Raw genomic sequence first — 24,947 nt, 5'->3', positions numbered from 1 at the left:
TCGGCGTCGCGGTCCCGGAGCCACCCGGTGGCGCGGCCCATCGGCACCCCGCCACCGGGCTGCGCCCCGTCCTTCCGCTTCGCTCTCCACCCGACCGCCCAGCTACCCGGCCACCCGGCCACCGCCCCCGTCACCCGTGCCCCGGCCTCCGGCTCCCGCCCCCTACCCGTGCCAGGACCGCCACAGCGCCGCATACGCCCCGTCCGCCGCGACCAGCTCGTCGTGGCTGCCGAGTTCGCTGATCCGGCCCTCCTCGACCACCGCGATCACGTCCGCGTCGTGCGCGGTGTGCAGCCGGTGTGCGATCGCCACGACCGTACGGCCGTCCAGGACCCGGCCCAGGGAGCGCTCCAGGTGCCGGGCCGCGCGTGGGTCCAGCAGCGAGGTCGCCTCGTCGAGGACGAGGGTGTGCGGGTCGGCGAGTACCAGCCGGGCCAGTGCGATCTGCTGGGCCTGGGCCGGTGTCAGGGTGTGGCCGCCCGAACCGACCTCGGTGTCCAGGCCCGCCTTCAGGGCCCGCGCCCAGCCGTCCGCGTCGACCGCGACGAGTGCGGCCCACAGCTCGGCGTCCTCGGCCTCCGTACGGGCCAGCAGCAGGTTGTCGCGCAGCGAACCCACGAAGACGTGGTGCTCCTGGTTGACCAGCGCGACGTGCGTGCGCACCCGCTCCGGCGGCATCCGGGACAGTTCGGCGCCGCCGAGCGTGATCTCGCCGGTACGCGGGGCGTAGATCCCGGCGAGCAGCCGCCCGAGGGTCGACTTGCCCGCACCGGACGGCCCGACCAGGGCCATCCGCGTCCCCGGCCGGACCCGCAGGGAGACCTCGTGCAGGACGTCGACACCGGCGCGGTAGCCGAACCGCACCCCGTCGGCCCGTACGACCCGCCCCGACGGCTCCGTCCGCTCGTCGGCGGCGTCCGGTTCGATCTCCCGTACGCCCACCAGCCGTGCGATGGACACCTGGGCGACCTGGAGCTCGTCGTACCAGCGCAGAATCATCGACACGGGCTCGCTCATCATCTGCGCGAGCAGCGCACCCGTCGTGAGCTGACCGGGCGTGATCCAGCCGCGCAGCACGAACAGGCCGCCGAGCAGCAGCACCGAGGCCAGGATCAGCACATGCGTCACGTTGACGACCGGGAAGAGCACCGAGCGGAGGTAGAGGGTGTAGCGCTCCCACTGAGTCCAGGAACGGACCCGCTGCTCGGACAGCTTGATGCGGCGTTCGCCGAGCCGGTGCGCCTCGATGGTGCGGCCCGCGTCCACCGACTCGGTCAGCGCCGCCGAGACCGCGGCGTACCCGGCCGCCTCGGAGCGGTAGGCGTGCGGAGCCCGCTTGAAGTACCAGCGGCAGCCGACGAGCAGGACCGGCAGGCCGACGAGGACGGACAGCGCCAGCGGGGGCGCGGTGACGGTCATGCCACCGAGCAGCAGCACGATCCAGACCACGCCGATGGACAGCTGCGGCACCGCCTCACGCATCGCGTTGGACAGCCGGTCGATGTCCGTCGTGATGCGGGACAGCAGGTCGCCGGTCCCGGCCCGTTCCAGCACGCCCGGCGGCAGGGCCACGGACCGTACCAGGAAGTCCTCGCGCAGGTCGGCCAGCATCTCCTCGCCGAGCATCGCGCCGCGCAGCCGTACCAGGCGTACGAACACGGTCTGGACGGCCAGCGCGAGGACGAACAGGGCGATGGCGCGCGGCAGGTGGAGCTCACGGGCCCCGGCGCCCAGGTCCTCGACCAGCCCGCCGAGCAGGTACGGGCCGACCATGGAGGCGACCACGGCGATCGCGTTCACGGCCACCAGCAGGACGAAGGCGCGCCGGTGCCGACGGATCAGTCCGCCCACGTAGGCGCGTACGGTGGCGGGCGAGCCGACCGGCAGGGTCGTGGCCGTCCGCGGGGCGTCCGGATCGTGCTCCGGTGGCGCCAGGCCGATCATGCGCTCTCCTCGATCTGGTCGATCCGGTTGATCTTGTCGAATTCGTCGATCCGGCCGATCCGGTCGGTCTCGAAGGGCCGGTCGGTCTCGACGAGCTGGTCGGTCTTGTCGGGCCGGTCGGTCTGGTTGATGTGCTCGCTGCCGGTACGGACGAACCGCCCGCCGGACGCCGCAGGAACGGCCACGGACCCGGCCGGACCGGCCACGACTCCGGCCCCCGCCGCACCGGCCACGGACGCCGTCGCCGGTTCCGGTTCTTCTTCGGTCTCCCGGGTCACCACGGCCCGGTACGCGGGGACGCTGCGCAGGAGTTCACGGTGCGTGCCGGTGCCCGCGACCTGGTCGGCGTCGAGGAAGACCACCCGTTCGGCGCGGTCCAGCAGCAGCGGGCTGGAGGTCAGCACCACGGTCGTGCGGCCCGTGCGCAGGGCCCGCAGCCCGTCCGCGATCCGGGCCTCGGTGTGCGAGTCGACGGCGCTGGTGGGCTCGTCCAGTACCAGCACCTCGGGGTCGGTGACCAGCGACCTGGCCAGCGTCAGCCGCTGCCGCTGCCCGCCCGACAGGGACCGGCCGCGCTCGGTGATGTGGGTACGCATCGGGTCGCCGGAGTCGTCGGCCGAGCCCTGCGCCAGCGCGGTCAGCACGTCGCCGCACTGTGCCGCCGCCAGCGCGTCCTCGGCCCGTACGGCTCCGGAGGACGGGATGTCCAGCAGCTCGCCGAGCGTCCCGGAGAGCAGGACGGGGTCCTTGTCCTGGACGAGGACGGCCGTACGGGCGGCCTCGCGTGGCACGTCGTCCAGGGCGGTGCCGCCCAGCAGCACCGACGGGGTGCCGTCCGGCACGTCGGCGGGGTGGCCGCCGAGCCGGTCGGCGAGCCGTCCCGCGGCGTCCGGGTCGCCGCACACCACCGCGGTCAGCTGCCCGCTCGGTACGCACAGCCCGGTGACCGGGTCGTACAGGTCGCCGCCGAGCGCTGCGGTCCCGGTGATCCGCCCTTCGGCGGGTCGGCTCAACGCCAGGACGCGCGCGGTGCGTTTGGCCGACGGTTTGGAGAAGGAGTAGGCCATCGCGATCTCTTCGAAGTGCCGCAGGGGGTAGAGCAGGAAGGTCACCGCGCTGTAGACGGTGACCAGTTCGCCGACCCCGACCCGTCCGTCGAGCGCCAGCCTGGTCCCGTACCAGACCACCGCGATCAGCAGCAGCCCCGGCAGGACGACCTGGACGGCGGAGATCATGGACCACATGCGGGCGCTGCGCACGGCGGCCCGGCGGACGTCCTGGGACGCGCTCCGGTAGCGGCCGAGGAAGAGTTCCTCGCCGCCGATGCCGCGCAGGACGCGCAGGCCCGCGACGGTGTCGGAGGCCAGTTCGGTCGCCCGGCCCGCCTTCTCGCGCTGATCGTCGGCGCGGCGGGTCGCGGGCGGCAGCAGTGGCAGGACGGCCAGGGCGAGGACGGGCACACCGACGGCCACCACGACGCCCAGCGTGGGCTGGTAGACCACCAGGGCCACACAGACGCCGACGGAGGTGAGCGCCGCGGCGCCGAACCGGGAGACGGCCTCGACGAACCAGCCGATCTTCTCCAGGTCGCCGGTGCTCACGGCGACGACCTCACCGGCGGCGACCCGCCGGGTCATGGCGGACCCCAGCTCCGTGGTCTTGCGGGCCAGCAGTTGCTGGAGGCGGGCCACCGACGTGATCCAGTTGGTGATCGCGGCGCGGTGCAGCATCACGTCGCCGACCGCGACCAGCGCGCCGAGCAGCAGCAACAGTCCGCCGGCGAGCAGCAGCCGGGAGCCGGAACGGTCCACGACGGCCTGCACCGCGATGCCCACCGGGACGGGGAAGGAGGCCACACCCCCGGTGTGCACCAGTCCCCAGCACAGTGCCTTGGTCTGGCCGCCGAGCTGCTGCCGGTAGAGCCACCGGAGCAGGCGGCCACCGGAGCGGACGTCCGGAACTCCTGGATCGGCATGAGGAAGATCGCGAATGTGCATGATGTCCAAAGTTCGGTTCGGATGACGACGTTGCGGGTCTGGACGTGGCCGGGTGTCGGACGGGAGGCCCGTGGGCCCGTACACCGGAGGCCGGTAAGCGCGGTGGCCCGTAGGCCCGGAGGGCGGCCCGTGGCGTGGTGAGGTGTGCCGGGCGCCGTACGGGCGCGCGGGCAGGAAGAAGGACGGTGCTTCGGGGAGCCATGGAAGACTGGCGCGTCGCGGAGCTCCGGTTCAACCGGTTTTCCGCGCGGGGCGCACACAACGGGCCACCGCCGTACGGTCCGTACGCGCCGTCCGGGTGCGACCATGGGAGTCATGCGAACTGCGTGCTGCATGGTACGAAGGGCGACACTGGCCACGATGGGACTGGTCCTGCTGGCGGGTTGCGGCGCCGGCGGCGGATCGGCGAAGGACGACGGAAAGGGCCGCGGCGGCCGCACCACGGGGGCCGCCGCGTACACGAAGAGCATCCCGGGCGTGGGGGCGAAGCTGCGCTCCCGCATTCCTGGGGACGCACGGCAGGTCGTGGCCGTGTACGGAAAGGGCGCCGATGCGCCGGACGCCACGCTGGTCCTGTACACGAAGGCCCCGAAGGGGTGGGAGCGCACCGCGACCTGGCCCGCGCACAACGGCAGGAAGGGCTGGACCACCGATCATCACGAGGACGACCTGCGCAGCCCGGTCGGCGTCTTCGGCCTCTCCGACGCGGGCGGCGTGCTGCCCGATCCGGGCGCGAAGCTGCCGTACACCCACTCGTCGGCCTTCACCCCGCCGCCGTACTGGGAGAAGAAGACCCGGCACGACTTCGACCATGTCATCGCGATCGACTACAACCGCGTCAAGGGCACCACACCCCTGGACCCGACCCGGCCGCAGGGGAAGAAGAAGGGCGGCGGCATCTGGCTCCACCTGGACCATGGCGACGGCACGTCCGGCTGCGTGAGCATCCCGAAGGCGGGGATGGTCTCGCTGCTGCGCACGCTCGACCCGCGGCAGCATCCCGTCGTGGTCATGGGGGACGCCGCACATCTCGCCGCCTGAGCCGGCCGTACGGTACCGGGGTCCGTGCCGCGACCATGCGGAACCCCGGACCGCGCCGCGACCGTACCGTGCCGTGCCATGCCAAGCCGTGACGGCCGGGCCGGACGGGTCTCGAACCCGCCCGGCCCCGCCCGTCACCCCTTCGGCTTCGGCGAGTCCACGCCCTGCCGCGGCTTGCGCCACAGCCCCCGGGTGAAGTCCGGGATCTCCTGCGGCTCGCCCTTCGCCCTGATCGAGGCGTGGCTCAGCGGCACCGGCGCGCTCCAGGTCGCCGCGTCGTACACGTCGAAGTCCGGTACGAGCCCGAGGTGGAAGCACTGCATGAGCCGGTACAGCATGATGTAGTCCATGCCGCCGTGGCCGCCGGGCGGGTTGGCGTGCTCCTTCCACAGCCAGTGGTCCCACTCCGCGTACTTGCTGAAGTCCCCCACTCGTCGTTGGTGTGGTCGGGCTCGATGTAGATCCGCTCCGGGTAGTCCTCGAAGACGCCCTTGGTGCCGCCGAGGCTGTTGATCCGGCTGTACGGGTGCGGGGTGGACACGTCGTGCTCCAGCCGCAGCACCCGGCCCTTGGCGGTCTGTATGAGGCTGAAGGTGCGGTCGCTCTCGATGTAGGTCTCCCGCCAGCTCGGGTCGCCGGGCGGCATGTGCGCCTCGCGGTACTCGGCGAGGCCCAGGGCGGGGGTGCCGAAGCTGGAGATCCGGACCACCCGGTCGCCGCGGTTGATGTCCATGTAGTTGGCGATCGGCCCGAAGCCGTGGGTGGGGTAGAGGTCGCCGCGCAGCCGGGTGTGCCACAGCCGCCGCCACGGGCCCTCGTAGTACGTCGGGTCGAACATCAGCTGGCGCAGGTCGTGGTTGTACGCGCCCGCGGCGTGCAGCAGCCTGCCGAAGCGGCCCGCGTGCGCCATGCGCAGGACGCGCATCTCGTTGCGGCCGTAGCAGCAGTTCTCCACCTGCATACAGTGGCGGCGGGTGCGTTCGGAGAGGTCGACGAGGTCCCAGAGCTCGTCCATGCGCATGGCCACCGGGCATTCCACACCGGCGTGCTTGCCGTTCAGCAGCGCCGACTTGGCCATCGCGAAGTGCCAGTCCCACGGGGTGGCGATGTACACGTAGTCGAGGTCGCCGCGCTTGCACAGGTTCTCGAAGTCGTGGTCGCCCTTGGTGTAGGCGGTCGGCGCGGGCTGACCGGCGGCGGTGACCAGTTGCACCGCCTTCGCGGCCTTGTCCCTGACCGGGTCGCAGACCGCCACCACCCGTACACCCGGGATGGCGAGGTAGAGGGGCAGCATTCCCATGCCGCGGTTGCCCAGGCCGATGAGGCCGATCCGTACCGTGCTGCGTCTTTCGAACGGTACGCCGATCATGGTCTTGTGCCGGCCTCCCGGAGCCGCCGCCGTTCCCTGGCCCGCGCCGGCCGCGGCGGCGCTGCCCGTCCCCAGTCCGCCGATGCCGAGGCCGGCTCCCGCCGCTCCGGCGGTCCACAGAACGGAGCGCCTGGTGGGACCGGTGCCGTCGGGCCCGGAGCCCGCCTCGTGGCCGTCGTTCTCGTGGGGCTCGTGGTTCTGCGATGGTGCCTCGTTCATCGGTCCTCCATAGGAACGGATGGTGCGTGGCGGAAGCGTGAACCTCGCTGAGGACGCTTGTGCGGCTCGCTGCACAAGAGGGCCGCCAGGACTGATCTTTTGTGCGGAGGTCCGGAGCCTGCCTGGTACGGACCGCGGCGGAGTGCGTTCCGCTTCCTGCGCAACTCCCTGGAATCCCTTGCGGAAGCACTTCACGGGTCAACCGGCGGAAGCTCAGGCTCCCTCGGACATTCCCTCCACGGCGGCCCGGTACGCGGCTCCCCGCGCGAAGACGGCCCGCGGTGCCCTGCCACCGTGACTGCCGGGGCACGGCGCTTCCCGCAGGCCCGACCGTCACGGTTCCCGCCGCCCCGGTGCGGGTATCCCCCGCCGGGGGGACGCTCACGTTCGATTTGCCCCGTAGGCCGTCACCCGTCCCGCCACGCCCTCCGGCCACGCCCTCCGGCCTGTGCCGCCCTCCGGGCCGCGCCCCCACCCAGGCCACACCGGCCAGCCGCATCCCTCCGGCCTGTGCCGCCCCCCGCTCACGACCGCGCCCGCTCACGGCCGCGCCCCTCCACCCCGTCTCGCCCCCCCGGCTCACGCCGCGCCCCTCCACCCCGTACCGCCCCTCCACCCACGCCCCGCCCCGCCCCCCTCCCGCCTCCCGCCCCGTCACCCCCGCGTAGCCCACTCCAAAGCAAGCAGCGCCGAGTAATACCCCCGGCCGCCCGTAGCGTGGTCCATCCCCACCTCGCACATCCGGTTCGCCGACAGGTGCGCGTCGAAGTGCCGGGACGTCACCTCCGCCGCCTCCTTGGCGGTCGCCGCCTCCGTCAGCTCCTTGTGGAGCATGCCGCGGTCGCCCGCGAAGGCGCAGCAGCCCGCGTCGTCCGGGACGACCACCTCCGTCGCGCACGCCTCGGCGACCGCGCGCAGCTGTGCCTCGTCGCCCAGGTGCCGCATGGAGCACGTCGGGTGGAGTACGGCGGAGCCGACCGTCCGCAGCACCTCCAGGTGCGGCAGCAACTCCTCCGCTGCCCACACCACCGAGTCGACGACGGTCAGTTCGGCGTGCAGCTCCCGGTTGTCCGGGGTGAGGTACGGCACGACCTCGTGGGCGATGCCCAGCGTGCACGAGGACGCGTCCACGACCAGCGGCAGCCGCCCGCCCGCCGTCCAGCCCCACGCGGCCTCGACGATGCGGTTGGCCATCACCGTGTTGCCCTCGTCGTAGCCCTTGGAGTGCCAGATGGTGGCGCAGCAGGTGCCGTTCACGTCGTCGGGGATCCACACCGGCCTGCCCGCCCGCGCGGACACCGCCACGACGGCCTCGGGCAGCGACGGGCCGTCGAAGCCGTCCGGTTCGCCGAAGATACGGTTCACGCAGGCCGGGTAGTAGACCGCGGCGGCGCCCGCGCGCCGGGTCGCGGGCAGTCGGCGGGCCGCCGCGCCGGGAAGCTGCGGCAGCCACTCCGGTACGAGGTCGGGGCGTACGGCCTTGCGTGCCGCGCCGGTCAGGGACTGCAACAGCCGGTCGGCGCGCCCGTCACCGATCCGGTCGCCGATCTTCGCGGCGGCGGCCACCGCCAGCCGTGCCGACCGTTCGACCGTCTTGAAGTGCCGGGCGGTCAGGGCCGCGGCGCGTTCCTCCCTGGGGAGTGGCGCCGGTGCCGGAACTCCTTCATCATCGCGCCGGTGTCGATACCGACCGGGCAGGCCAGCTTGCAGGTGGAGTCGCCCGCGCAGGTGTCCACCGCGTCGTACCCGTACGCGTCCAGGAGCGCGCCGGTGACCGGTGAGACCGGGGCCTGGCGCATCATCTCCCGGCGCAGCACGATGCGCTGGCGCGGCGTCGTGGTGAGGTCCTGGCTGGGGCAGGTCGGTTCGCAGAAGCCGCATTCGATGCAGGGGTCGGCGACCGCCTCGACCTGCGGAATGGTCTTCAGGCCGCGCAGATGCGCCTTCGGGTCGCGGTCGAGCAGGACGCGCGGGGCCAGGATGCCGTGCGGGTCCACGGTCTGCTTGACGCGCCACATCAACTCCGTCGCGCGCGGGCCCCATTCGAGCTCCAGGAACGGGGCGATGTTGCGGCCGGTGGCGTGCTCGGCCTTCAGGGAGCCGTCGAAGCGCTCGACGGCCAGCGTGCAGAACTCGTCCATGAAGGCGGCGTAGCGCTCCACGTCCGCGGGTCGGGCGGCGTCGAAGGCGAGCAGGAAGTGCAGGTTGCCGTGGGCGGCGTGGCCCGCGACCGCCGCGTCGAAGCCGTGCCGGGCCTGGAGTTCGAGCAGCGCGGTGCAGGCTTCGGCGAGCCGGGACGGCGGTACGGCGAAGTCCTCGGTGATCAGCGTCGTACCGGACGGGCGGGAGCCGCCGACCGCGGTGACGAAGGCCTTGCGGGCCTTCCAGTATCCGGCGATGTCCCCGGCGTCGCGGGTGAATTCATTGGTGACGGAGGCGACGGGCGCGACCAGCTCCAGTCCCGCCAGCACCTCGCGCGCGGCCTCCTCCTGCGCCTCCCGCGCCGCCTCGTCGGGCGCGCGGAACTCGACCAGCAGCGCGGTGGTCGTCTTCGGCAGCTCCGCCCAGTCGGCCGGCACGCCGGACACGCTCACCGAGGCGCGCAAAGTGTTGCCGTCCATCAGCTCGACGGCGATCGCGCCCGCCTCGTTGAACAGCGGCACCGCGGCGGCCGCGGCGCTCAGGGTCGGGAAGAACAGCAGGGCGGTGGAGGTGTACCGGTCCAGGGGCAGCGTCTCGAAGACGGTCTCGGCGATGAAGCCGAGGGTGCCTTCGGAGCCGACCGTCAGTCCGCGCAGGATCTCGACGGGGGTGGCGCCGTCCAGGAAGGCGTCCAGGCGGTAGCCGTTGGTGTTCTTGATCTCGTACTTGGCGCGGATCCGGGCCACCAGCTCCGGGTCCGCCTCGATCTCCGCCTTCAGCGCCATGAGTCCCTCGCACAGGGCGGGCTCGGCGTGCGCCAGCTCCTCGTCGGCCGCCGGGTCACCGGTGTCCACGATCGTGCCGGAGGGCAGGACGAGGGTGACCGAGGCGAGTGTCCGGTAGGAGTTGCGGGTGGTGCCCGCCGTCATGCCGGACGCGTTGTTGGCGACCACGCCGCCGAGTGTGCAGGCGATGGCGCTGGCGGGGTCCGGGCCGAGCAGGCGGCCGTACCGGGCGAGTGCGGCGTTGGCTCGTACGACCGTGGTGCCGGGCCGGATACGGGCCCGGGCGCCGTCGTCCAGCACCTCGACGCCCGCCCAGTGCCGGCGTACGTCGACGAGGATGTCCTCGCCCTGCGCCTGCCCGTTGAGCGAGGTGCCGGCGGCACGGAACACGACGTCGCGGCCCTTGCCGTGCGCGTAGGAGAACACCGCGGAGATGTCGTCGACGTCCTCGGCCAGGACGACGACCTGCGGGACGAACCGATAGGGGCTCGCGTCGGAGGCGTACCGCACCAGGTCGGAGATCGTGTGCAGCACCTTGTCCGGGCCGAGCAGCGCCGTCAGCTCGTCGCGCAGCCGCTGCGGTGTGCCGGACGCCTGCCGGTCGGGCACCCGGTCGGGGTACGGGCCTTCGGTGGTGGCCGGCCGCAGGGTCCAGGGCTTCGGTTCCAGCAGGGGCATGACGACTCTCCTCCGGTCTGGTTCCGGCGGCGCTCCGGCGTCCGACGCGACCGCCCGGTCCAGTGTTTCAGCAGCGTGCGGCAGGTCCGTCCACCAGGGTGGACAGCAGGCCGCCGAGCACCTCCCGCTGTTCCGCGGTCAGTGGCGCCAGGATGTCGCGCGCGGCGTCCCGGCGCGCGCCGCGCAACGCGTGCAGCGTCGAACGGCCGGTGTCGGTCAGCTCGATCCGTATCACGCGGCGGTTGGCGGGGTCCGGCACCCGGCGGACCGCGTCCTTCGCCTCCAGGGCGTCGACCAGCGTCGTCACGGCTCGCGGTACGACCTCCAGGCGCGCGGCCAGGTCTGCCATCCGGGGCGGTGTCCCGTCGCGGTAGTGGTCCACGATGCGCAGCAGCCGGGTCTGCGCAGGGGTCAGCGCGATGTCGAGCGTCGCCATGTGCCGCTTCTGCGCGCGGTGCATCCGGCGGGTGAGCCGTACGAGCTGCTCCGCCAGGTCGGGGTCGGCGAGGGCTGGACCGATGTCGGCGGGACCGGGACCGGGATCGGCGAGGACGGGACCGGAACCGGAATCGGGATCGGGACCGGGATCGGTGGTGGCCGGATCGGGGGAGGAGGACATGGCCGGAGGGTATCAGGACCACGTTCATTGTGAGTATAGGTAACCATTGGTTATGCTCGGCGGGACCCGCATCCGTACCCCTGCGAAGGAGCCCATGCGCCCCGACGGACCCGAGTGGACCCCGCCGCCCAGAGACCCGGCCCAGCCGGCCCAGGTGCGGCGCATCCTCGCCCTCTTCCGCCCCTATCGCGGCCGGCTGGCCACGGTCGGCCTGCTGGTGGCCGCCTCCTCCCTGGTCTCGGTCGCCTCCCCTTCCTGCTCCGCGCCGTCCTGGACGTGGCGATCCCCCAGGGCCGCACCGGCCTGCTGACCCTGCTCGCCGCCGGCATGATCGTCACCGCCGTGCTGACCAGCGTCTTCGGCGTCCTGCAGACCCTGATCTCGACCACCGTCGGCCAGCGCGTCATGCACGACCTGCGCACCGCGGTCTACGCCAAGCTCCAGCGGATGCCGCTGGCGTTCTTCACCCGCACCCGCACCGGCGAGGTGCAGTCCCGCATCGCCAACGACATCGGCGGCATGCAGGCCACCGTCACCTCCACCGCGACCTCCCTGGTCTCCAACCTCACCTCCGTCGTCGCCACCGTCGTCGCCATGCTCGCCCTCGACTGGCGGCTGACCCTGGTCTCCCTGCTGCTGCTCCCGCTCTTCGTCTGGATCAGCCGCCGGGTCGGCAACGAACGCAAGCGGATCACCACCGCGCGGCAGAAGCAGATGGCCGCGATGTCCGCGATGGTCACCGAGTCACTGTCGGTCAGCGGCATCCTGCTCGGCCGCACCATGGGCCGCGCCGACTCGCTCACGGCGAACTTCGCCACCGAGTCCGAGCGGCTGGTCGGCCTGGAGGTCCGCGCCAACATGGCCGGACGCTGGCGGATGGCCACCATCGGCATCGTCATGGCCGCCATGCCCGCCGTCATCTACTGGTCGGCCGGACTCGTCCTCCAACTCGGCGGCCCGGCCTTCTCCATCGGCACCCTCGTCGCCTTCGTCACCCTCCAGCAGGGCCTGCTGCGCCCCACCGTCTCGCTGCTGTCCACCGGCGTGCAGATGCAGACCTCGGTCGCACTATTCCAACGCATCTTCGAATACCTCGACCTGCCGGTGACCATCACCGAACCGGCGCACCCGGTACGCCTGGCCGAGCCGCGCGGCGAGGTCCGCTTCGAGCACGTCACGTTCGCGTACGACGACCCGGAGCGCGAGGACGGCGCCGCGCCCGCCCCGGCGACCCTGTGCGACATCGACCTGGACGTCCCGGCCGGCAGCAGCCTGGCCGTCGTCGGGCCGACCGGCAGCGGCAAGAGCACCCTGAGCTACCTGGTGCCGCGGCTGTACGACGTGACGGACGGCCGGGTCACCCTGGACGGTACCGACGTCCGCGACCTGGACTTCGACTCCCTCGCCCGCGCCGTCGGCGTGGTCTCCCAGGAGACGTACCTCTTCCACGCCTCCGTCGCCGACAACCTCCGCTTCGCCAAGCCGGACGCCACCGACGAGGAGATCGAACGCGCCGCCCGCGCGGCCCAGATACACGACCACATCGCGGGCCTCCCGGACGGCTACGACACCCTCGTGGGCGAACGCGGCCACCGCTTCTCCGGCGGCGAGAAGCAGCGCCTGGCCATCGCCCGGACGATCCTGCGCGACCCGCCCGTCCTCGTCCTCGACGAGGCCACCAGCGCGCTGGACACCCGGACCGAACACGCGGTGCAGCAGGCCATCGACGCCCTCTCCAAGGGCCGTACGACGATCACCATCGCGCACCGACTGTCCACCGTCCGCGACGCCGACCAGATCGTCGTCCTCGACGCGGGCCGGATCGCCGAACGCGGCACCCACGGCGAACTCCTCGCCGCCGACGGCCGTTACGCGGCCCTGGTCAAGCGTGACGCACACCTCGTCCCCGACGGTGATCGCCCCCTGTCCGCCGACCTGACCCACGGGTAAGGTCGGCCCCGACCGCACCGGACCGACCTCAGGAGCGCCCGTGGCAGCCACCGACCGCACCGCAGACCGTTCCACAGACCGATCCGCCGGCCGTTCCACCGACCGCTCCGCTCTGACGATGGCCCGGATGCTCGGCGGCATGGGGGCGCTCCACTTCCTCGCCCCCAAGCCGTTCGACGCGATCGTCCCCCGCGCCCTGCCGGGCTCCCCGCGCACCTGGACGTACGTCAGCGGCGCCGCGGAACTCGCCGTGGCCGCCGCGGTCGCCCTGCCGCGCACCCGCCGGGCCGGCGCGCTGGCCGCCGCCGGCCTGTTCGCCGCCGTCTTCCCCGCCAACATCAAGATGGCCCGCGACTGGCGCCACCGCCCGGCGCCCCTCAAGGCCGTCGCCTACGGCCGCCTGCCACTCCAACTGCCCATGGTCGCCTGGGCCCTGCACACGGCACGAGCCACCGGCCGGCAGGAAGCCCGCCCCTGAAATGCAGGGGCGGGCCGCACCACCCTCCCCCTAGGGTGAGCCGCATGCCTGCCCACGAAGCCCTGCCGCCCCTCGAATTCGCCTTCCCCGGCCCCCTCCGGGACCGCCTCGTCGCCGCCGTCCTCTCCGGTGCCAAGACCACCACGTCGGGCCTGCTGGCGGACTACGAGCGCGAAAACGACCCACTGCCGCGCGCCGGCGACCGCTACCAGGTCCCCGACTCCGACGGCCGCCCCGTAGCCGTCATCGAGGTGACGGAGGTACGGGTACTGCGCCTGGCCGACGTGGACCTGCAACACGCCGTGGACGAGGGCGAGGGCAACGAGACAGTGGCCGACTGGCGAGCCGACCACGAAAGCTTCTGGCACAGCCCCGAAATGCGCGAGGCCCTCGGCGACCCGGAGTTCCATGTCGACGACGACACCCAGGTGGTGGCCGAGCGGTTTCGGGTGGTCGAGCGCCTGTAGGGCGGAGACGCTGCGGCGGGCTCAGAGGCACGCCGCATCCACCACCTCCGCCATCGCCCGATACTCGGCGTCCCCAAGATGCTTACGATCGCCGCTGTCGTAAGCGGGCAGCAGTGCCAGCGGATTTGTCGGGTCCGCCAGGGCCGTCGCGATCAGGTCGCGGTAGCCCTCGATGAGCTGTGCGGCGGACAGGTCCGGGTTCGGGCGGTACGTCGGGAAGCCCGTCTTGTCCACCTCGCTGAATCCGATGTCGTCCAGGCCGGCGAGGACGATCACCGTCCGTACCCCTGGCTTGTCCAGGACGTCCCGCCGGAAGCGTGCGCCGGCCCGCTCGCCGAACCAGGGCGCGTCGTCGAGCAGCAGGTTTCCGCCGATGCCGGCGTTGAGCACCGGGCGGTCCAGGCCCGCGGCGGTCAGCCGGTCGCCCTCGGCGCGGCAGGCGGTGGTGAACGCCTGGGCGTGGAAGGTGGTGGGGCCGGTCGGCGAGGGAAGTACAGGCTCACCGTGAGCTGGTCGAAGGGGGTCACGGGGAGTTCGGCCGCGTCGCTCCAGACCTCGCCGCCCGCCGGGATGCGGACGGATTCGGTGCCCGAGAAGGCCAGTCGGCGTGTCGTTTCGGTTCGCACGGCCGCGCCCTGGGCCGTACGGGCGAGGGTGGTGCCGCCGACCTCCAGGGGAGCGCTGCCGAAGCGGTTGGAGAAGCGGACGCGGGCCGCCGTGCCGGAGCCGGTGACCCGGACGACCTGACGTGCCGTCTGGTCCGCGAAACCCTCCTCGGACCAGTTCTTGTCGAGCCGGTGCTGGGGCGCTGTACGGAGGTTGTCCAGCCGGCGTTCCGCACGGTGGTGTCGCTCATGGTGATCACTCGCTCTTCCGTCGTCGTTGCGGTGATCACGAGTCTGGCGAGCGGGTGGAGGGACACCCAGACCTCTGAGCTGCGTACGCATCCGGTGCCTATCAGCGGGAGGGACACCCTGCGGGGGCCGCCGCCCCGCCCGGCGGTCAAAGGTGGCGCAATCTTGATCGTGAGGCGTCAGGAAGCGTGCTGAGTGGAGTTTCACCCGATCACACCCGGCAAGGCGAACGGCACACACCCCACGGGACATCACCCTGATTCCCCGAAACCCCGACGGACACGAACGCACACAAGGAGGCGACGTGCTCGACAGCACAGCCGAGCCGGGCCGCCGGAGCGCCCTGGCCGTCACCGCCGCGGCGGGCCTCAGCCTTCTCACCGCCTGCGCCGGTACGGCGGACAGCGACACGTCACCACGCGGCGCGCCACCGCCCCGGGCCTCGGGCACCCCCGGCAGCCGGACGGGCAGCCCCACACCCGAGCCGGCCAGGAAGCGGCCCCAGCTGCCGCGCGGCGGCCGCGAACTGTTCCCCCGTCACCGGCTCGCCGGTTACTGCGGCCTGCCCGGAGCCGCCGCCCTCGGCCGCCTCGGCACCGGTGACCTGGACCAGCGCGCCCGCGAGATCGAGAAGCTCGCGCAGACCTACGCCACCGACCGCGAACCACTGCCCGTCCTGGAACTCCTCGCCGTGGTCGCCAACTCCAGCGCCGGCCCGGACGGCACCTACCGCACCCGCACCTCCGCCGACACCGTCCGCCGCTTCCACGAAGCGGCCCGCAAGCACCGTGCGCTGCTGCTCCTGAACATTCAGCCGGGCCGTGCCTCGGCGCTCGGCGAGGTCAAGGCGCTGCGCGAGTGGCTGGTGCACCCGGATGTGGGGGTCGCGCTCGATCCCGAGTGGGAGATGGGCCCGGGCGAGAAGCCGGGCGACTCCTACGGGAGCACCGACGGCGGCGAACTCACCGAGATCGCCCGCTACCTCTCCGGCCTGGTCCGCGAGCACGACCTGCCGGAGAAGGCGTTCGTCTTCCACCAGGTGGCGACCTCGGTGGTCGAGGAGCAGCACGCGTTCCGGCCGCAGCCGGGTGTCGCCGCCATCAAATGCGCCGACGGCATCGGATCGCCGGGACTGAAGCGCGGCACCTGGAACGACCTGGTCAGAAACCTGCCCCGCGGAATGCACACCGGCTTCAAGCTCTTCTACGACGAGGACACCGAAGGCAGCCGCCTGATGACCCACAAGGAGGTCCTGGCGCTGCGCCCGCAGCCCGAGTACGTCATGTACGAGTGACGGCGCGCCGGCCCGCGTGCCCCGCTCCGCGACCGACACCCGGAGCGGGGGCACCGGCTTCACGCCGGCCGCAGCCGGTACGCGTAGCTGTAGGGCCGGTCGGCGTGCAGCAGGTACGTGTCTAGCGGCGGCGCGCCCCACGAATCGTTTCCGCCGACACCCGTCTGCCGGTGATTGACGCCGAGGACCGTCTCAGGGCGCCGCTTCAGCTCGTACGGATGCTCGTGCCGCTCGCTCTCCAGGTCGGAGGGCGCGTGGTGCAGGGCGCTCAGTTCCAGCAGCGGCGCGCCGTCGCCGGGCTCCGCGCGTACGGTCAGTCCCGTGCCGTCGCGGCCGGTGAGCGAGGCGCTGCGGACGTCGGTCACGTTGCCGGTCTGCTGCGGCCGGACGTAGTTGCCGAGCTGGGCGTCGACGCTGCCGCGATACCGGCCGACGAAGGCCGCCGTGTGCCGGTCCCAGTAGTTCTCGTGGGGCCCGCGCCCGTACCAGCTGAAGATCTCCAGCCCGGCCGGTACGGTCAGCAGCGCGCCCACCACGGGCAGGTCGGGCAGCCCGGCGCCGGGGGTCAGGGTGTGCCGGACGCGCACCTCGCCGTCGCCGCGCACGGTGAAGACCGTGTCCCACCGGGAGACGGCAGGGGAGGTCGGCAGGGTGGCCGAGACGTCGATGGTCACTTCGGAGGCGGACGGCTGGGCAGGCTTGACCCGTGTCACCGTGCGTTTGGCGCCCGCTTCGCGCCAGGTGCGCAGCGTGTTCTGCGCGCCCCGGCCGATGTCGTTGTCCGTGGGGCCGCGCCAGAAGTTGGGCACCGGACCGGCGGTCAGCAGGGCCCGTCCGCGGTGGCGGTAGGCCGACAGGGTGCCGCTCGCCTTGTCGAGGACGAGTTCGAGGTCGGGCCCGCTCACGGTGACCGCGCGGTCCGACTCGGTGAGCCGCAGGGGCGGCAGCCCGGCGGGGGAGGGCTCGGCGGGCGCGGGGGTGTGCCAGGGCAGCGCGAGTTGTTCGGCGGCGACGCTGTGGCCCGCGTCGGCCCAGGTGGTGGCGTGCCGTAGCACGAAGGAGAGATTCAGCCAGTACTCGGCGCCGGGGGCGGGCCGTTCGGGCCGGCTGAACGGAATGCGTACGGTCGTGTCCCGGCCCGGTGCGGCCTTCGGCGCGGGAAGGGTGCCGTGCTGGACGCGTTCGCCGTCCCGGGTGACTTCCCAGCGCAGCTCGTAGGCGTCCAGGCCGAGGAACAGCTGCCGGTTGGTGATCCGTACGGTGCCCGTGGCGAGGTCGGCGGCGGCCATCCGGACGGCCTGGTAGACCTTCTTGACCTCGTGGATGGCCGGGTGCGGCGCGCGGTCGGCGGCGACGATGCCGTTGCAGCTGAAGTTCCAGTCGGTGGGGTAACCGGGGTGCCAGTCGCCGCCGTAGGACAGGTACGTGCGCTTCGGGTCGCCGGGGACGGGCAGCCGGATGGCCTGGTCGACGAAGTCCCAGATGAAGCCGCCGTGCAGGTTGGGGTAGCGCTCAAAGACGTCCCAGTACTCCTGGAAGTTGCCGGTGCTGTTGCCCATGGAGTGCGCGTATTCGCACAGGATGAACGGTTTCGGGTTGCCGGATCTGCCGTACCGCTCGACCTCGTCCGGCGTGCTGTACATGCGGCTCTCGATGTCGGCGACCGCGTTCATGCCCTCGTAGTGCAGCGGCCGGGACGGGTCGCGGCGGCGCGTCCAGTTGGCCATCGCGACGAAGTTGAGCCCCTGACCTGCCTCGTTGCCCAGCGACCACACCACGACGGACGGGTGGTTCTTGTCCCGCTCGACCATCGACCGCATCCGGTCCAGGCACGCCCCGGTCCACGCGGGGAGACTGCCGGGCAGCCGGTCGCGGACCCCGTGCGACTCCAGGTTGGCCTCGCCGATCACGTACAGGCCGTACTCGTCGCACAGCTCCAGCCAGCGCGGATCGGCCGGGTAGTGGGACGTGCGGACGGCGTTGATGTTGTGCTGCTTCATGATGCGGATGTCCTGGAGCATCCGCTCCTCGGGAACGGCCTGCCCGTGGTCGGGGTCGGTCTCGTGCCGGTTGACGCCGCGGAAGACGACGGGCTGCCCGTTGACGGTGAGCTTGCCGGGCCCGTACGCGACGGAGCGGAAGCCGACCCGGGTGCTCTGCACGTCGGCGGTGCGGCCCGCCGGATCGGTGAGGGTCAGCACGAGCGTGTAGAGGTGCGGGGCCTCGGCGGACCACAGGCCGGGGGCGCGGACGGTGGTCTTCGGGGTGACCGTGGCGTCCTGCCCGCCGGTGAAGCGGACCGGCGCGGTCAGCGGGGCCGGCAGCGCCGGCCGCCCGTGCCCGTCGTACAGCTCCGCTCTGAGCCGGTGTTCACCCGCCGCTGCCGCGCCCCGGTTCCGTACCGTCGCGGCCACGGTCAGTTCCGCGTCGCGGTGGGCGGCGTCCAGGGCGGTGTGGACGTGCAGGTCCTGAAGGTGCACGGGTGCGAGGGAGTACAGGTACACGTCGCGGAAGATCCCGGACAGGTCGATCATGTCCTGGTCCTCCAGCCAGCTGCCGTCGGACCACCGGTAGACCTCCACGGCCAGCACGTTCGTGCCGGGACGCAGCCGCTCGGTGATGTCGAACTCGGCCGGGGTGTAGCTGTCCTCGCTGTAGCCGACCCGCTCGCCGTTGACCCACACGAAGAACGCCGACTTCACGCCCTGGAAGGAGAGCAGGGTGCGGCGGCCGTCCCAGTCACCGGGCACGGTGAAGGCGCGCCGGTAGGAGCCGACGGGGTTGAAGCCGTGCGGGACGTGCGGCGGCCGGGGGTCCTCGTAGCCGATCCACGGGTACTTGACGTTGAGGTAGATCGGTTCCGGGTAGCCCTCGATCTCCCAGTTGGAGGGCACGGTGATGCGGTCCCAGCCGCTGTCGTCGTACTGCGGCGCGAAGAAGTCGCGGGGCCGCTCGTCGGGGTTCTTCGACCAGCGGAAGCGCCAGCTGCCGTTGAGCGAGCGGTAGTACGGGGACGCGCGGAACTTCCCGGTACGCGCCGCCCGGTCGTCCCCGTACGGGACGAGGCGGGCGCGGGCCGGTTCGCGGTTGACCTGGAAGGTCCGCGGGGCGGCGTCCCACTCGGCGGGGGCGGTGGGGACGGGTGTTCCGGTCGTGGCAGCGAAGGAGCGTTTCTGCGCGGCGAACGCGGCCCATCCGGCCAGGGCGGCGCCGGTGGCGAGGAACGACCTGCGGTCGATGCGGCGTACGTTCATGAGAGGGCTCCGAACGTAAGGCAACAGGAAGCGTCAGGGTCGAACACTGGCGCCGAGCATGACAAGGCATCCGCACGCCACTTCCCGCCGCCGCACCCCGGACGCGTCCCTCAAGAGCCTGTGTCATAACCCCGGCCGGGCGCCCGCCGCCTGGCACGCACTCCCCCAGCTACCGCTGGGAGGTGCCCCCACGCTGCGTTGCCGAAACGCCCACGTAGCTCCGCTACGAAGACGCTCCGGCGCCTTGCGATCGCACGCACCAGACGACGGGCGCTGATCCGACCGGGGGTATGACACAGGCTCTCACCCCTCCGACAACAGCACGACCTCCAGCTTCCGCGGCCCGTGCACCCCTTCGACCCGGTCCAGCTCGATGTCGCTGGTCGCCGACGGGCCGGAGATCCACGTCAACGGGCGGGCCGGGTCCAGCCGTTCGAGCGCCTGCGGCACCGAGTCGACGACCTGGTCGGGTACCCGGACCACGCAGATGTGATGGTCCGGAATGAGCGTGATCCGGCGACGGCCCTGGTCGGGCGAGCCGTCCAGCACGATGGTGCCCGTCTCGGCGATCGCCACCGCGCAGCCGGTGACGACACTGCCCACCGAGTCGAGCTCGCGCGCGGTGCTCGCCGCCCGGTCATGGACACGGGTGGGACCGGTGGCGGCCGTCCACCGCGGGTCCAGCCCGGGCGGCACGAGCACCGTCTGCGAGCCGTGGCGGGCCAGCAGGCGCTCGATCAGCAGGTGCACGTCGTCCGCGGCGCAGCGGTGCACCAGCGCCCGGTACTCCGCGAGGTGCTCGGCCAGCAGCGCCACCCGCTCCTCCGGCGTACGGGAACCGTGGACGCGCAGGTAGTCGCGGGGGACCGGCGGGTCCTCGTACCCCTCACCGCGCGGTACGTCCGCCAGCGCCCGGCGCACCCGCGCCAGCACCACATCCCGGCTGCTCACTTCGCCCGCTCCTCTCCCCGCGTACGCCGCCACCAGTCCCGGAAGGACTCGGCCGGCACCACCGGCAGATCCCGGGTGTCCGTCCAGGCACGCCCCGGGCCCGGCAGCCGGCGCGGATGCAGCCGCCGGGTACGGGCCGCCAGCCGCTGCCCCGTACGCAGCACCCCCGGGTGGTCGAACGCGAAGCCCGCCGCGCGCATCGCCGCCCGCTCAGCGGCGTGCCCCTTGGCCGGTTTGAGGACGGTCTTCACGCCGCGCCGCGTCACCCGGCCACCCTGCACCACCCGCTCCCGCAAGTGCACCAGCACCTCGGGAATGTCGATGGCCACCGGGCACACCTCGTAGCAGGCGCCGCACAGCGACGACGCGTACGGCAACGAGGCGTCCAGCTCGCTCGCCGTACCACGCAGCTGCGGGGTGAGGATCGCGCCGATCGGCCCCGGGTACACCGAGCCGTACGCGTGCCCGCCGGCCCGCTCGTACACCGGGCACACGTTCAGACAGGCCGAGCAGCGGATGCAGCGCAGCGCCTGGCGGCCCACCGTGTCGGCGAGGGTGTCGGTGCGCCCGTTGTCGAGCAGCACGAGGTGGAAGGCGCGCGGCCCGTCGCCGTCCGTCGTGCCGGTCCACATCGAGGTGTACGGGTTCATCCGCTCGGCCGTCGAGGACCGGGGCAGCAGCTGGAGGAAGATCTCCAGGTCCTGCCAGGTCGGCACCACCTTCTCGATGCCGACGACCGAGATCAGCGTCTCCGGCAGGGTCAGGCACATCCGGCCGTTGCCCTCGGACTCCACGACCACCAGCGTCCCGGTGTCGGCCACCATGAAGTTGGCACCCGAGACGCCGACCTTCGCGGTCAGGAACTTCTCGCGCAGATGCAGCCGCGCCGCCTCCGCCAGCTCGGCCGGCGCGTCCGACAGGTTCTCCGGCGCCGGACGGCCCCAACGGCTCATCCGCTCCCGGAAGATGTCCCGGATCTCGCCCCGGTTGCGGTGGATTGCGGGCACCAGGATGTGCGACGGCCGATCGTCGCCGAGCTGCACGATCAGCTCCGCCAGATCTGTCTCGTACGCGCTGATGCCCGCCTCGGCCAGCGCCCGGTTCAGCTCGGTCTCCTGCGTGGCCATCGACTTGACCTTGACGACCTCGCGCTCACCCGTCTCCCGCACCAGCCGGGCGACGATGGCGTTGGCCTCGGCGGCGTCGGCCGCCCAGTGCACCTGCCCGCCGGCGGCCGTCACCGACTCCTCCAGCTGTTCCAGGTAGTGGTCGAGGTGGCGCAGCGTACGGTCCTTGACGGCGGCGCCCGCGGCCCGCAGCCGCGCCCAGTCGTCCAGCTCCGCCACCGCCTTGGCCCGCTTGTCGCGGATGGTGTGGGTGGCATGGCGCAGATTGCCCCGCAGCCGGGCGTCCTGCGTGGAGGACGCGGCGGCCGCGGGGAACGCGGGCATGCCGAGATACGTACCGCTCACCGCTGGCTCCCTTCCGTGGGGCGGGCGCGGGCCGGTCCCCGCGCGTCGGCCTCCGTGGCGGCCAGGATCTCCGCGATGTGCACGGGCCGGGCCGCCGCGCCCTGCCGCTGGAGTGTGCCGCCGATGTGCATCAGGCAGGAGTTGTCGACCGTGCAGACCGCCTCCGCCCCCGTCTCCCGGACCGCCCGTGCCTTGTCGGCGCCCATCGCGGCCGACACCGCCGGGTTCTTCACCGCGAAGGTGCCGCCGAAACCGCAGCACTCCTCGGCACCCGGCAGCTCCCGCAGCTCCAGCCCCCGTACGTGCTCCAGCAGCCGGCGCGGCCGGTCGCCCAGGCCCAGCATCCGCAGGCCGTGGCAGGTGGGGTGGTAGGTGACGGTGTGCGGGTAGTACGCGCCCACGTCCGTCACCTTCAGCACGTCGACCAGGAACTCGGTCAGCTCGTACGTCTTGGGCACGGCGCTCGCCGCCGCCCGCGCCAGCTCCCGCCCGGCGCGCCCCTCGTCCCGGGCCCTCGCCGCGATCCGCGGATAGTTGTCCCGCACCATCGCCGCGCACGATCCGGAGGGGTGACCACGTAGTCGTAGTCGGCGAAGGCGCGGTCGAAGCGGTGCACCAGCGGCTCCGTCAGATGCCGGTAACCGGTGTTGAACTGGGGCTGACCGCAGCAACTCTGCTCCACCGGGAATCCCACCTCGACCCCGAGGCGTTCCAGCAGCGTGATCACTGCCCGGCCGGTGTCCGGGTAGAGCGTGTCGTTGATGCAGGTGACGAACAATGCTACGCGCACGTTGCCATCTCCTTTCGGCTGCCGTCGACCGCTGGCGGCGGGCCGTCTCACCGGTACATGATCACCTGTCGGCTCATCCTGCCCCAGCGGCGGGCGAAGGAGAAGGACCCGGAGCGGAGGACCATGACACGTGCGGAGCAGGCCGAGGCCGGAACGGAGGAGGGGCGCCGGACGGCGCGCCGCGGCAGGTGTCGCAGCTGCGGCAGCTGGCCGCGGCGTCGGTCGGCAACGCCGTGGAATGGTACGACTGGTACGCGTACTCCTTCCTGGCCGTCTACATCGCCGACCGGGTCTTTCCCCAGGGCACCGGCAACTCCCTGGTGCCGCTGCTGTCCACCTTCGCGGTGTTCGCGGTGGGCTTCTTCATGCGGCCGGTCGGCGGGCTGCTGATGGGCGCGGTCGCCGACCGCCGCGGCCGCCGGGCCGCGCTGACCCTGACCATCCTGCTGATGGGCGGCGGCAGCCTGCTCGTCGCCGTCACCCCCACCTACGCGGCCACCGGCGTGCTCGCGCCGATCGTGCTGGTCGTCGCCCGGCTGGTGCAGGGGCTCTCGGTGGGCGGCGAGTTCGCCGCCTCCACGACCTTCCTCGTCGAGTCGGCCGGGCCCGGCCGGCGCGGGCTGTTCTCCAGCTTCCAGTACGTCTCCACCACCGCGGGCCAGCTGCTGGCGTCCGGCACCGCCGCCCTGCTGGCGGGCGTACTGACCGACGGCCAGATGGGGCAGTGGGGCTGGCGCCTGGTGTTCCTGATCGGCGCGGTGTTCAGCCTGCTCGGTCTGTGGATCCGCAGCGGGGCGCGCGAGACGCGCAGCGAGGAGCAGCGGGCAGCCACCCGCCCCGGCATCTTCGAGGCGCTGCGCCGCTACCCGCGCCAGTCCCTGCTGATCTGCGGCATCACCGCGGGCGGCACCCTCGCGTACTACACCTGGACCACCTACCTGCCCACGTACGCGCAGGTGAACGCCGGATTCGACAAGAGCGAGGCGCTCACCGTCGGCACCTTGTCGCTGCTGTTCTTCGCCCTGCTCCAGCCGCTCGGCGGCCTGCTGTCGGACCGTATCGGCCGCAAGCCGCTGCTGCTCGGCTTCGCGCTGGGCTTCGCGGTGCTCGCCGTACCGCTGCTGCACCTGGTGACCGACGCGTTCTGGTCGCTGCTGCTCGTGCAGTGCGCGGGCATGGTGCTGCTGACCGGGTACACCGCGGTCGCCGCCGCCGTGAACGCCGAGGTCTTCCCGGCCCGGGTACGGGCCGCCGGCATCGGCTTCCCGTACTCGCTGACCGTGGCGCTCTTCGGCGGCACCGCGCCGTACGTGGGCACCTGGTTCAAGCAGGCCGGGAACGCGGACCTCTTCCCCTGGTACGTGTCCGCCCTCTGCCTGGTCTCCTTCGTCGTGTACCTGACCCTGCCGGAGACCGCCAAGCAGAAGCTGGACACCTGAGAGGGATGTGCGTGCGGGCCGTTCACGGTCCGCACGCACATCCCGAACGGCCCGCACACCGCTGGGGGCCGGGTACGTCACACCGGGAGCGTCACTTGCGGGCGACGATCGCCGCGTTGGCGCCGGGCGCCTCGAACGGCACCTTGCGGACCTCCGAGAACCCGGCGTCGGCCAGCCAGGAGCTGTACTCCGCCGCCGTGTAGTTACGCCCGCCCTCCGTCTCGACCAGCATGTTCAGGCTCATCAGGGCGGCCGGGGCGGGCCCGGTCAGGTCGTCGTCGACCATCAGCTCGCTGATCACCAGCGTGCCGCCGGGCGGCAGCGCCGCACAGCACTTGTCCAGCAGCATGCGGTTGGTGGCCTCGTCCCAGTCGTGCAGGATCATCGACAGCACGATGATGTCGTGCCCGCCGGGCAGGTCGGGCTCGGCGAGGAAGTCGCCGGGGTGGGTGCCGATCCGGTCGTCCAGTCCGGCGTCGGCGACGTTGCGTTCCGCGACCGGGCACACCTTCGGCAGGTCGTAGACCGTCGCCTTCAGCCCCGGGTGCCGCCGGCACAGCTCGATGGCGTACGCGCCGGAGCCGCCGCCCACGTCCAGCAGCCGCGCTCCGGCGGTCAGGTCCACCACCGCGCCCAGCCGCTGCGCGGTCCACGACGACAGCGCGTGCATCGCCTCCCAGAAGACGGCCAGCAGGCCCGGGTCCTCGGTGGCGAACAGATGCGGCTGCTTGTCGGGGTCCCAGGTGGTGGGCCGGTTGGTGCGCACGGCCTCACCGAGCCGGCCCCAGCCGGGATACAGCCGCTGGTCCAGCATCCGCAGCCAGCCGCTGAAGTGGTACGGGCGGCCCGGCACCAGATAGGCGTCGGTCAGCGCCGAGTTGACGAAGCGGCCGTCCCCCCGGCGCTCCAGCAGGTCCAGCGCCGCGCAGCCGGTCAGCAGCATCCCCGCCGGCCGTACACCGATCTCCAGCTCCTCGGCGCACTCCTCGACCGTGCCGCCGCCCAGCCGGTCGAGCACCCCGAACAGGCCCAGCTCGTCGGCGGTCGCCAGCGTCTTGAACGCCCAGAACCCGGTGGCTAACTGCATCAGCGGCAGCGGGGACGCAGTCGGCGCGACGGGGTGCGGGGATGCCATGGGATGCCTCCAGCAATCGGTACGGGATTGGTACGGGGACGTGCGGGGGAGCGCACGGAAGTTCACGGA

Annotated in this window: 14 protein-coding genes and 4 pseudogenes; 6 read left to right on the top strand and 12 right to left on the bottom strand. The window is 72.4% G+C overall.

From position 1 onward, the window contains the following. Positions 1 to 162: 162 nt before the first annotated feature. Positions 163 to 1,944: an ABC transporter ATP-binding protein gene (locus ACEXOX_RS04330; protein WP_406519168.1), complete on the bottom strand. Its 1,782-nt coding sequence runs from the start codon at positions 1,942 to 1,944 to the stop codon at positions 163 to 165. After that, entirely contained in the window at positions 1,941 to 3,941 is a 2,001-nt protein-coding gene (locus tag ACEXOX_RS04325; RefSeq protein ID WP_406519167.1) for an ABC transporter transmembrane domain-containing protein, read from the bottom strand. The genes ACEXOX_RS04330 and ACEXOX_RS04325 overlap by 4 nt, the downstream gene beginning before the upstream one ends. 306 nt (positions 3,942 to 4,247) lie before the next feature. Here ACEXOX_RS04325 and ACEXOX_RS04320 point away from each other — a divergent pair, with 306 nt between their 5' ends. Continuing rightward, positions 4,248 to 4,982 carry a L,D-transpeptidase family protein gene (locus ACEXOX_RS04320; RefSeq protein WP_406519166.1) on the top strand — a complete coding sequence of 245 codons (735 nt, stop codon included), beginning with the start codon at positions 4,248 to 4,250 and terminating at the stop codon, positions 4,980 to 4,982. Positions 4,983 to 5,116: 134 nt separating this feature from the next. Here ACEXOX_RS04320 and ACEXOX_RS04315 read toward each other — a convergent pair. From ACEXOX_RS04315 to ACEXOX_RS04305, 3 genes and pseudogenes are all read right to left on the bottom strand, one after another. Continuing rightward, positions 5,117 to 6,570, bottom strand: a pseudogene (locus ACEXOX_RS04315) (Gfo/Idh/MocA family protein). Between the two features lie 654 nt (positions 6,571 to 7,224). After that, a pseudogene (locus tag ACEXOX_RS04310) lies at positions 7,225 to 10,175 on the bottom strand (FAD-binding and (Fe-S)-binding domain-containing protein). 67 nt (positions 10,176 to 10,242) lie between these two features. Then, positions 10,243 to 10,635 carry a MarR family winged helix-turn-helix transcriptional regulator gene (locus ACEXOX_RS04305; RefSeq protein WP_406526223.1) on the bottom strand — a complete coding sequence of 131 codons (393 nt, stop codon included), beginning with the start codon at positions 10,633 to 10,635 and terminating at the stop codon, positions 10,243 to 10,245. Positions 10,636 to 10,888: 253 nt separating this feature from the next. Between ACEXOX_RS04305 and ACEXOX_RS04300 the strand changes: the two are divergent. From ACEXOX_RS04300 to ACEXOX_RS04290, 3 genes and pseudogenes are all read left to right on the top strand, one after another. After that, a pseudogene (locus ACEXOX_RS04300) lies at positions 10,889 to 12,744 on the top strand (ABC transporter ATP-binding protein). 118 nt (positions 12,745 to 12,862) lie between these two features. Then, positions 12,863 to 13,222, top strand: a complete 360-nt coding sequence (locus tag ACEXOX_RS04295; protein ID WP_406526222.1) for a hypothetical protein — start codon at positions 12,863 to 12,865, stop codon at positions 13,220 to 13,222. Positions 13,223 to 13,266: 44 nt separating this feature from the next. Next, positions 13,267 to 13,689: an ASCH domain-containing protein gene (locus ACEXOX_RS04290; RefSeq protein WP_406519165.1), complete on the top strand. Its 423-nt coding sequence runs from the start codon at positions 13,267 to 13,269 to the stop codon at positions 13,687 to 13,689. A gap of 21 nt (positions 13,690 to 13,710) precedes the next feature. Here ACEXOX_RS04290 and ACEXOX_RS04285 read toward each other — a convergent pair whose 3' ends face one another. After that, positions 13,711 to 14,079 carry a hypothetical protein gene (locus ACEXOX_RS04285; protein WP_406519164.1) on the bottom strand — a complete coding sequence of 123 codons (369 nt, stop codon included), beginning with the start codon at positions 14,077 to 14,079 and terminating at the stop codon, positions 13,711 to 13,713. A gap of 23 nt (positions 14,080 to 14,102) precedes the next feature. Then, a complete protein-coding gene (locus ACEXOX_RS04280) occupies positions 14,103 to 14,636 on the bottom strand; it encodes a hypothetical protein (protein WP_406519163.1) in 534 nt (177 codons plus the stop codon). 211 nt (positions 14,637 to 14,847) lie between these two features. Here ACEXOX_RS04280 and ACEXOX_RS04275 point away from each other — a divergent pair, with 211 nt between their 5' ends. Then, a complete protein-coding gene (locus ACEXOX_RS04275) occupies positions 14,848 to 15,837 on the top strand; it encodes a hypothetical protein (RefSeq protein ID WP_406519162.1) in 990 nt (329 codons plus the stop codon). 59 nt (positions 15,838 to 15,896) lie between these two features. Here the strand turns inward: ACEXOX_RS04275 and ACEXOX_RS04270 are convergent, their stop codons facing one another. The 4 genes and pseudogenes from ACEXOX_RS04270 to ACEXOX_RS04255 form a co-directional block, all read right to left on the bottom strand. Beyond that, positions 15,897 to 19,091: a glycoside hydrolase family 2 TIM barrel-domain containing protein gene (locus tag ACEXOX_RS04270; protein ID WP_406519161.1), complete on the bottom strand. Its 3,195-nt coding sequence runs from the start codon at positions 19,089 to 19,091 to the stop codon at positions 15,897 to 15,899. A 303-nt stretch (positions 19,092 to 19,394) separates the two neighbouring features. Further along, positions 19,395 to 20,042, bottom strand: coding sequence for a lactate utilization protein C (locus tag ACEXOX_RS04265; RefSeq protein ID WP_406519160.1), 648 nt, complete (start codon positions 20,040 to 20,042; stop codon positions 19,395 to 19,397). Continuing rightward, a complete protein-coding gene (locus ACEXOX_RS04260) occupies positions 20,039 to 21,514 on the bottom strand; it encodes a lactate utilization protein B (RefSeq protein WP_406519159.1) in 1,476 nt (491 codons plus the stop codon). Before ACEXOX_RS04260 ends, ACEXOX_RS04265 begins: the two co-directional genes overlap by 4 nt. Beyond that, positions 21,511 to 22,304: pseudogene (locus ACEXOX_RS04255) on the bottom strand ((Fe-S)-binding protein). The gene ACEXOX_RS04260 and the pseudogene ACEXOX_RS04255 overlap by 4 nt, the downstream one beginning before the upstream one ends. Before the next feature lie 188 nt (positions 22,305 to 22,492). Here ACEXOX_RS04255 and ACEXOX_RS04250 point away from each other — a divergent pair. Further along, positions 22,493 to 23,743: an MFS transporter gene (locus tag ACEXOX_RS04250; protein WP_406519158.1), complete on the top strand. Its 1,251-nt coding sequence runs from the start codon at positions 22,493 to 22,495 to the stop codon at positions 23,741 to 23,743. Between the two features lie 91 nt (positions 23,744 to 23,834). On the opposite strand, the gene ACEXOX_RS04245 is transcribed toward ACEXOX_RS04250, so the two are convergent. Further along, positions 23,835 to 24,878: a methyltransferase gene (locus tag ACEXOX_RS04245; protein ID WP_406519157.1), complete on the bottom strand. Its 1,044-nt coding sequence runs from the start codon at positions 24,876 to 24,878 to the stop codon at positions 23,835 to 23,837. Positions 24,879 to 24,947 lie beyond the last annotated feature (69 nt).

The sequence above is a fragment of the Streptomyces sp. Ac-502 genome (assembly GCF_045222935.1).
Classification (GTDB): domain Bacteria; phylum Actinomycetota; class Actinomycetes; order Streptomycetales; family Streptomycetaceae; genus Streptomyces; species Streptomyces monomycini.
This window is presented reverse-complemented; position numbering and strand designations above follow the sequence as displayed.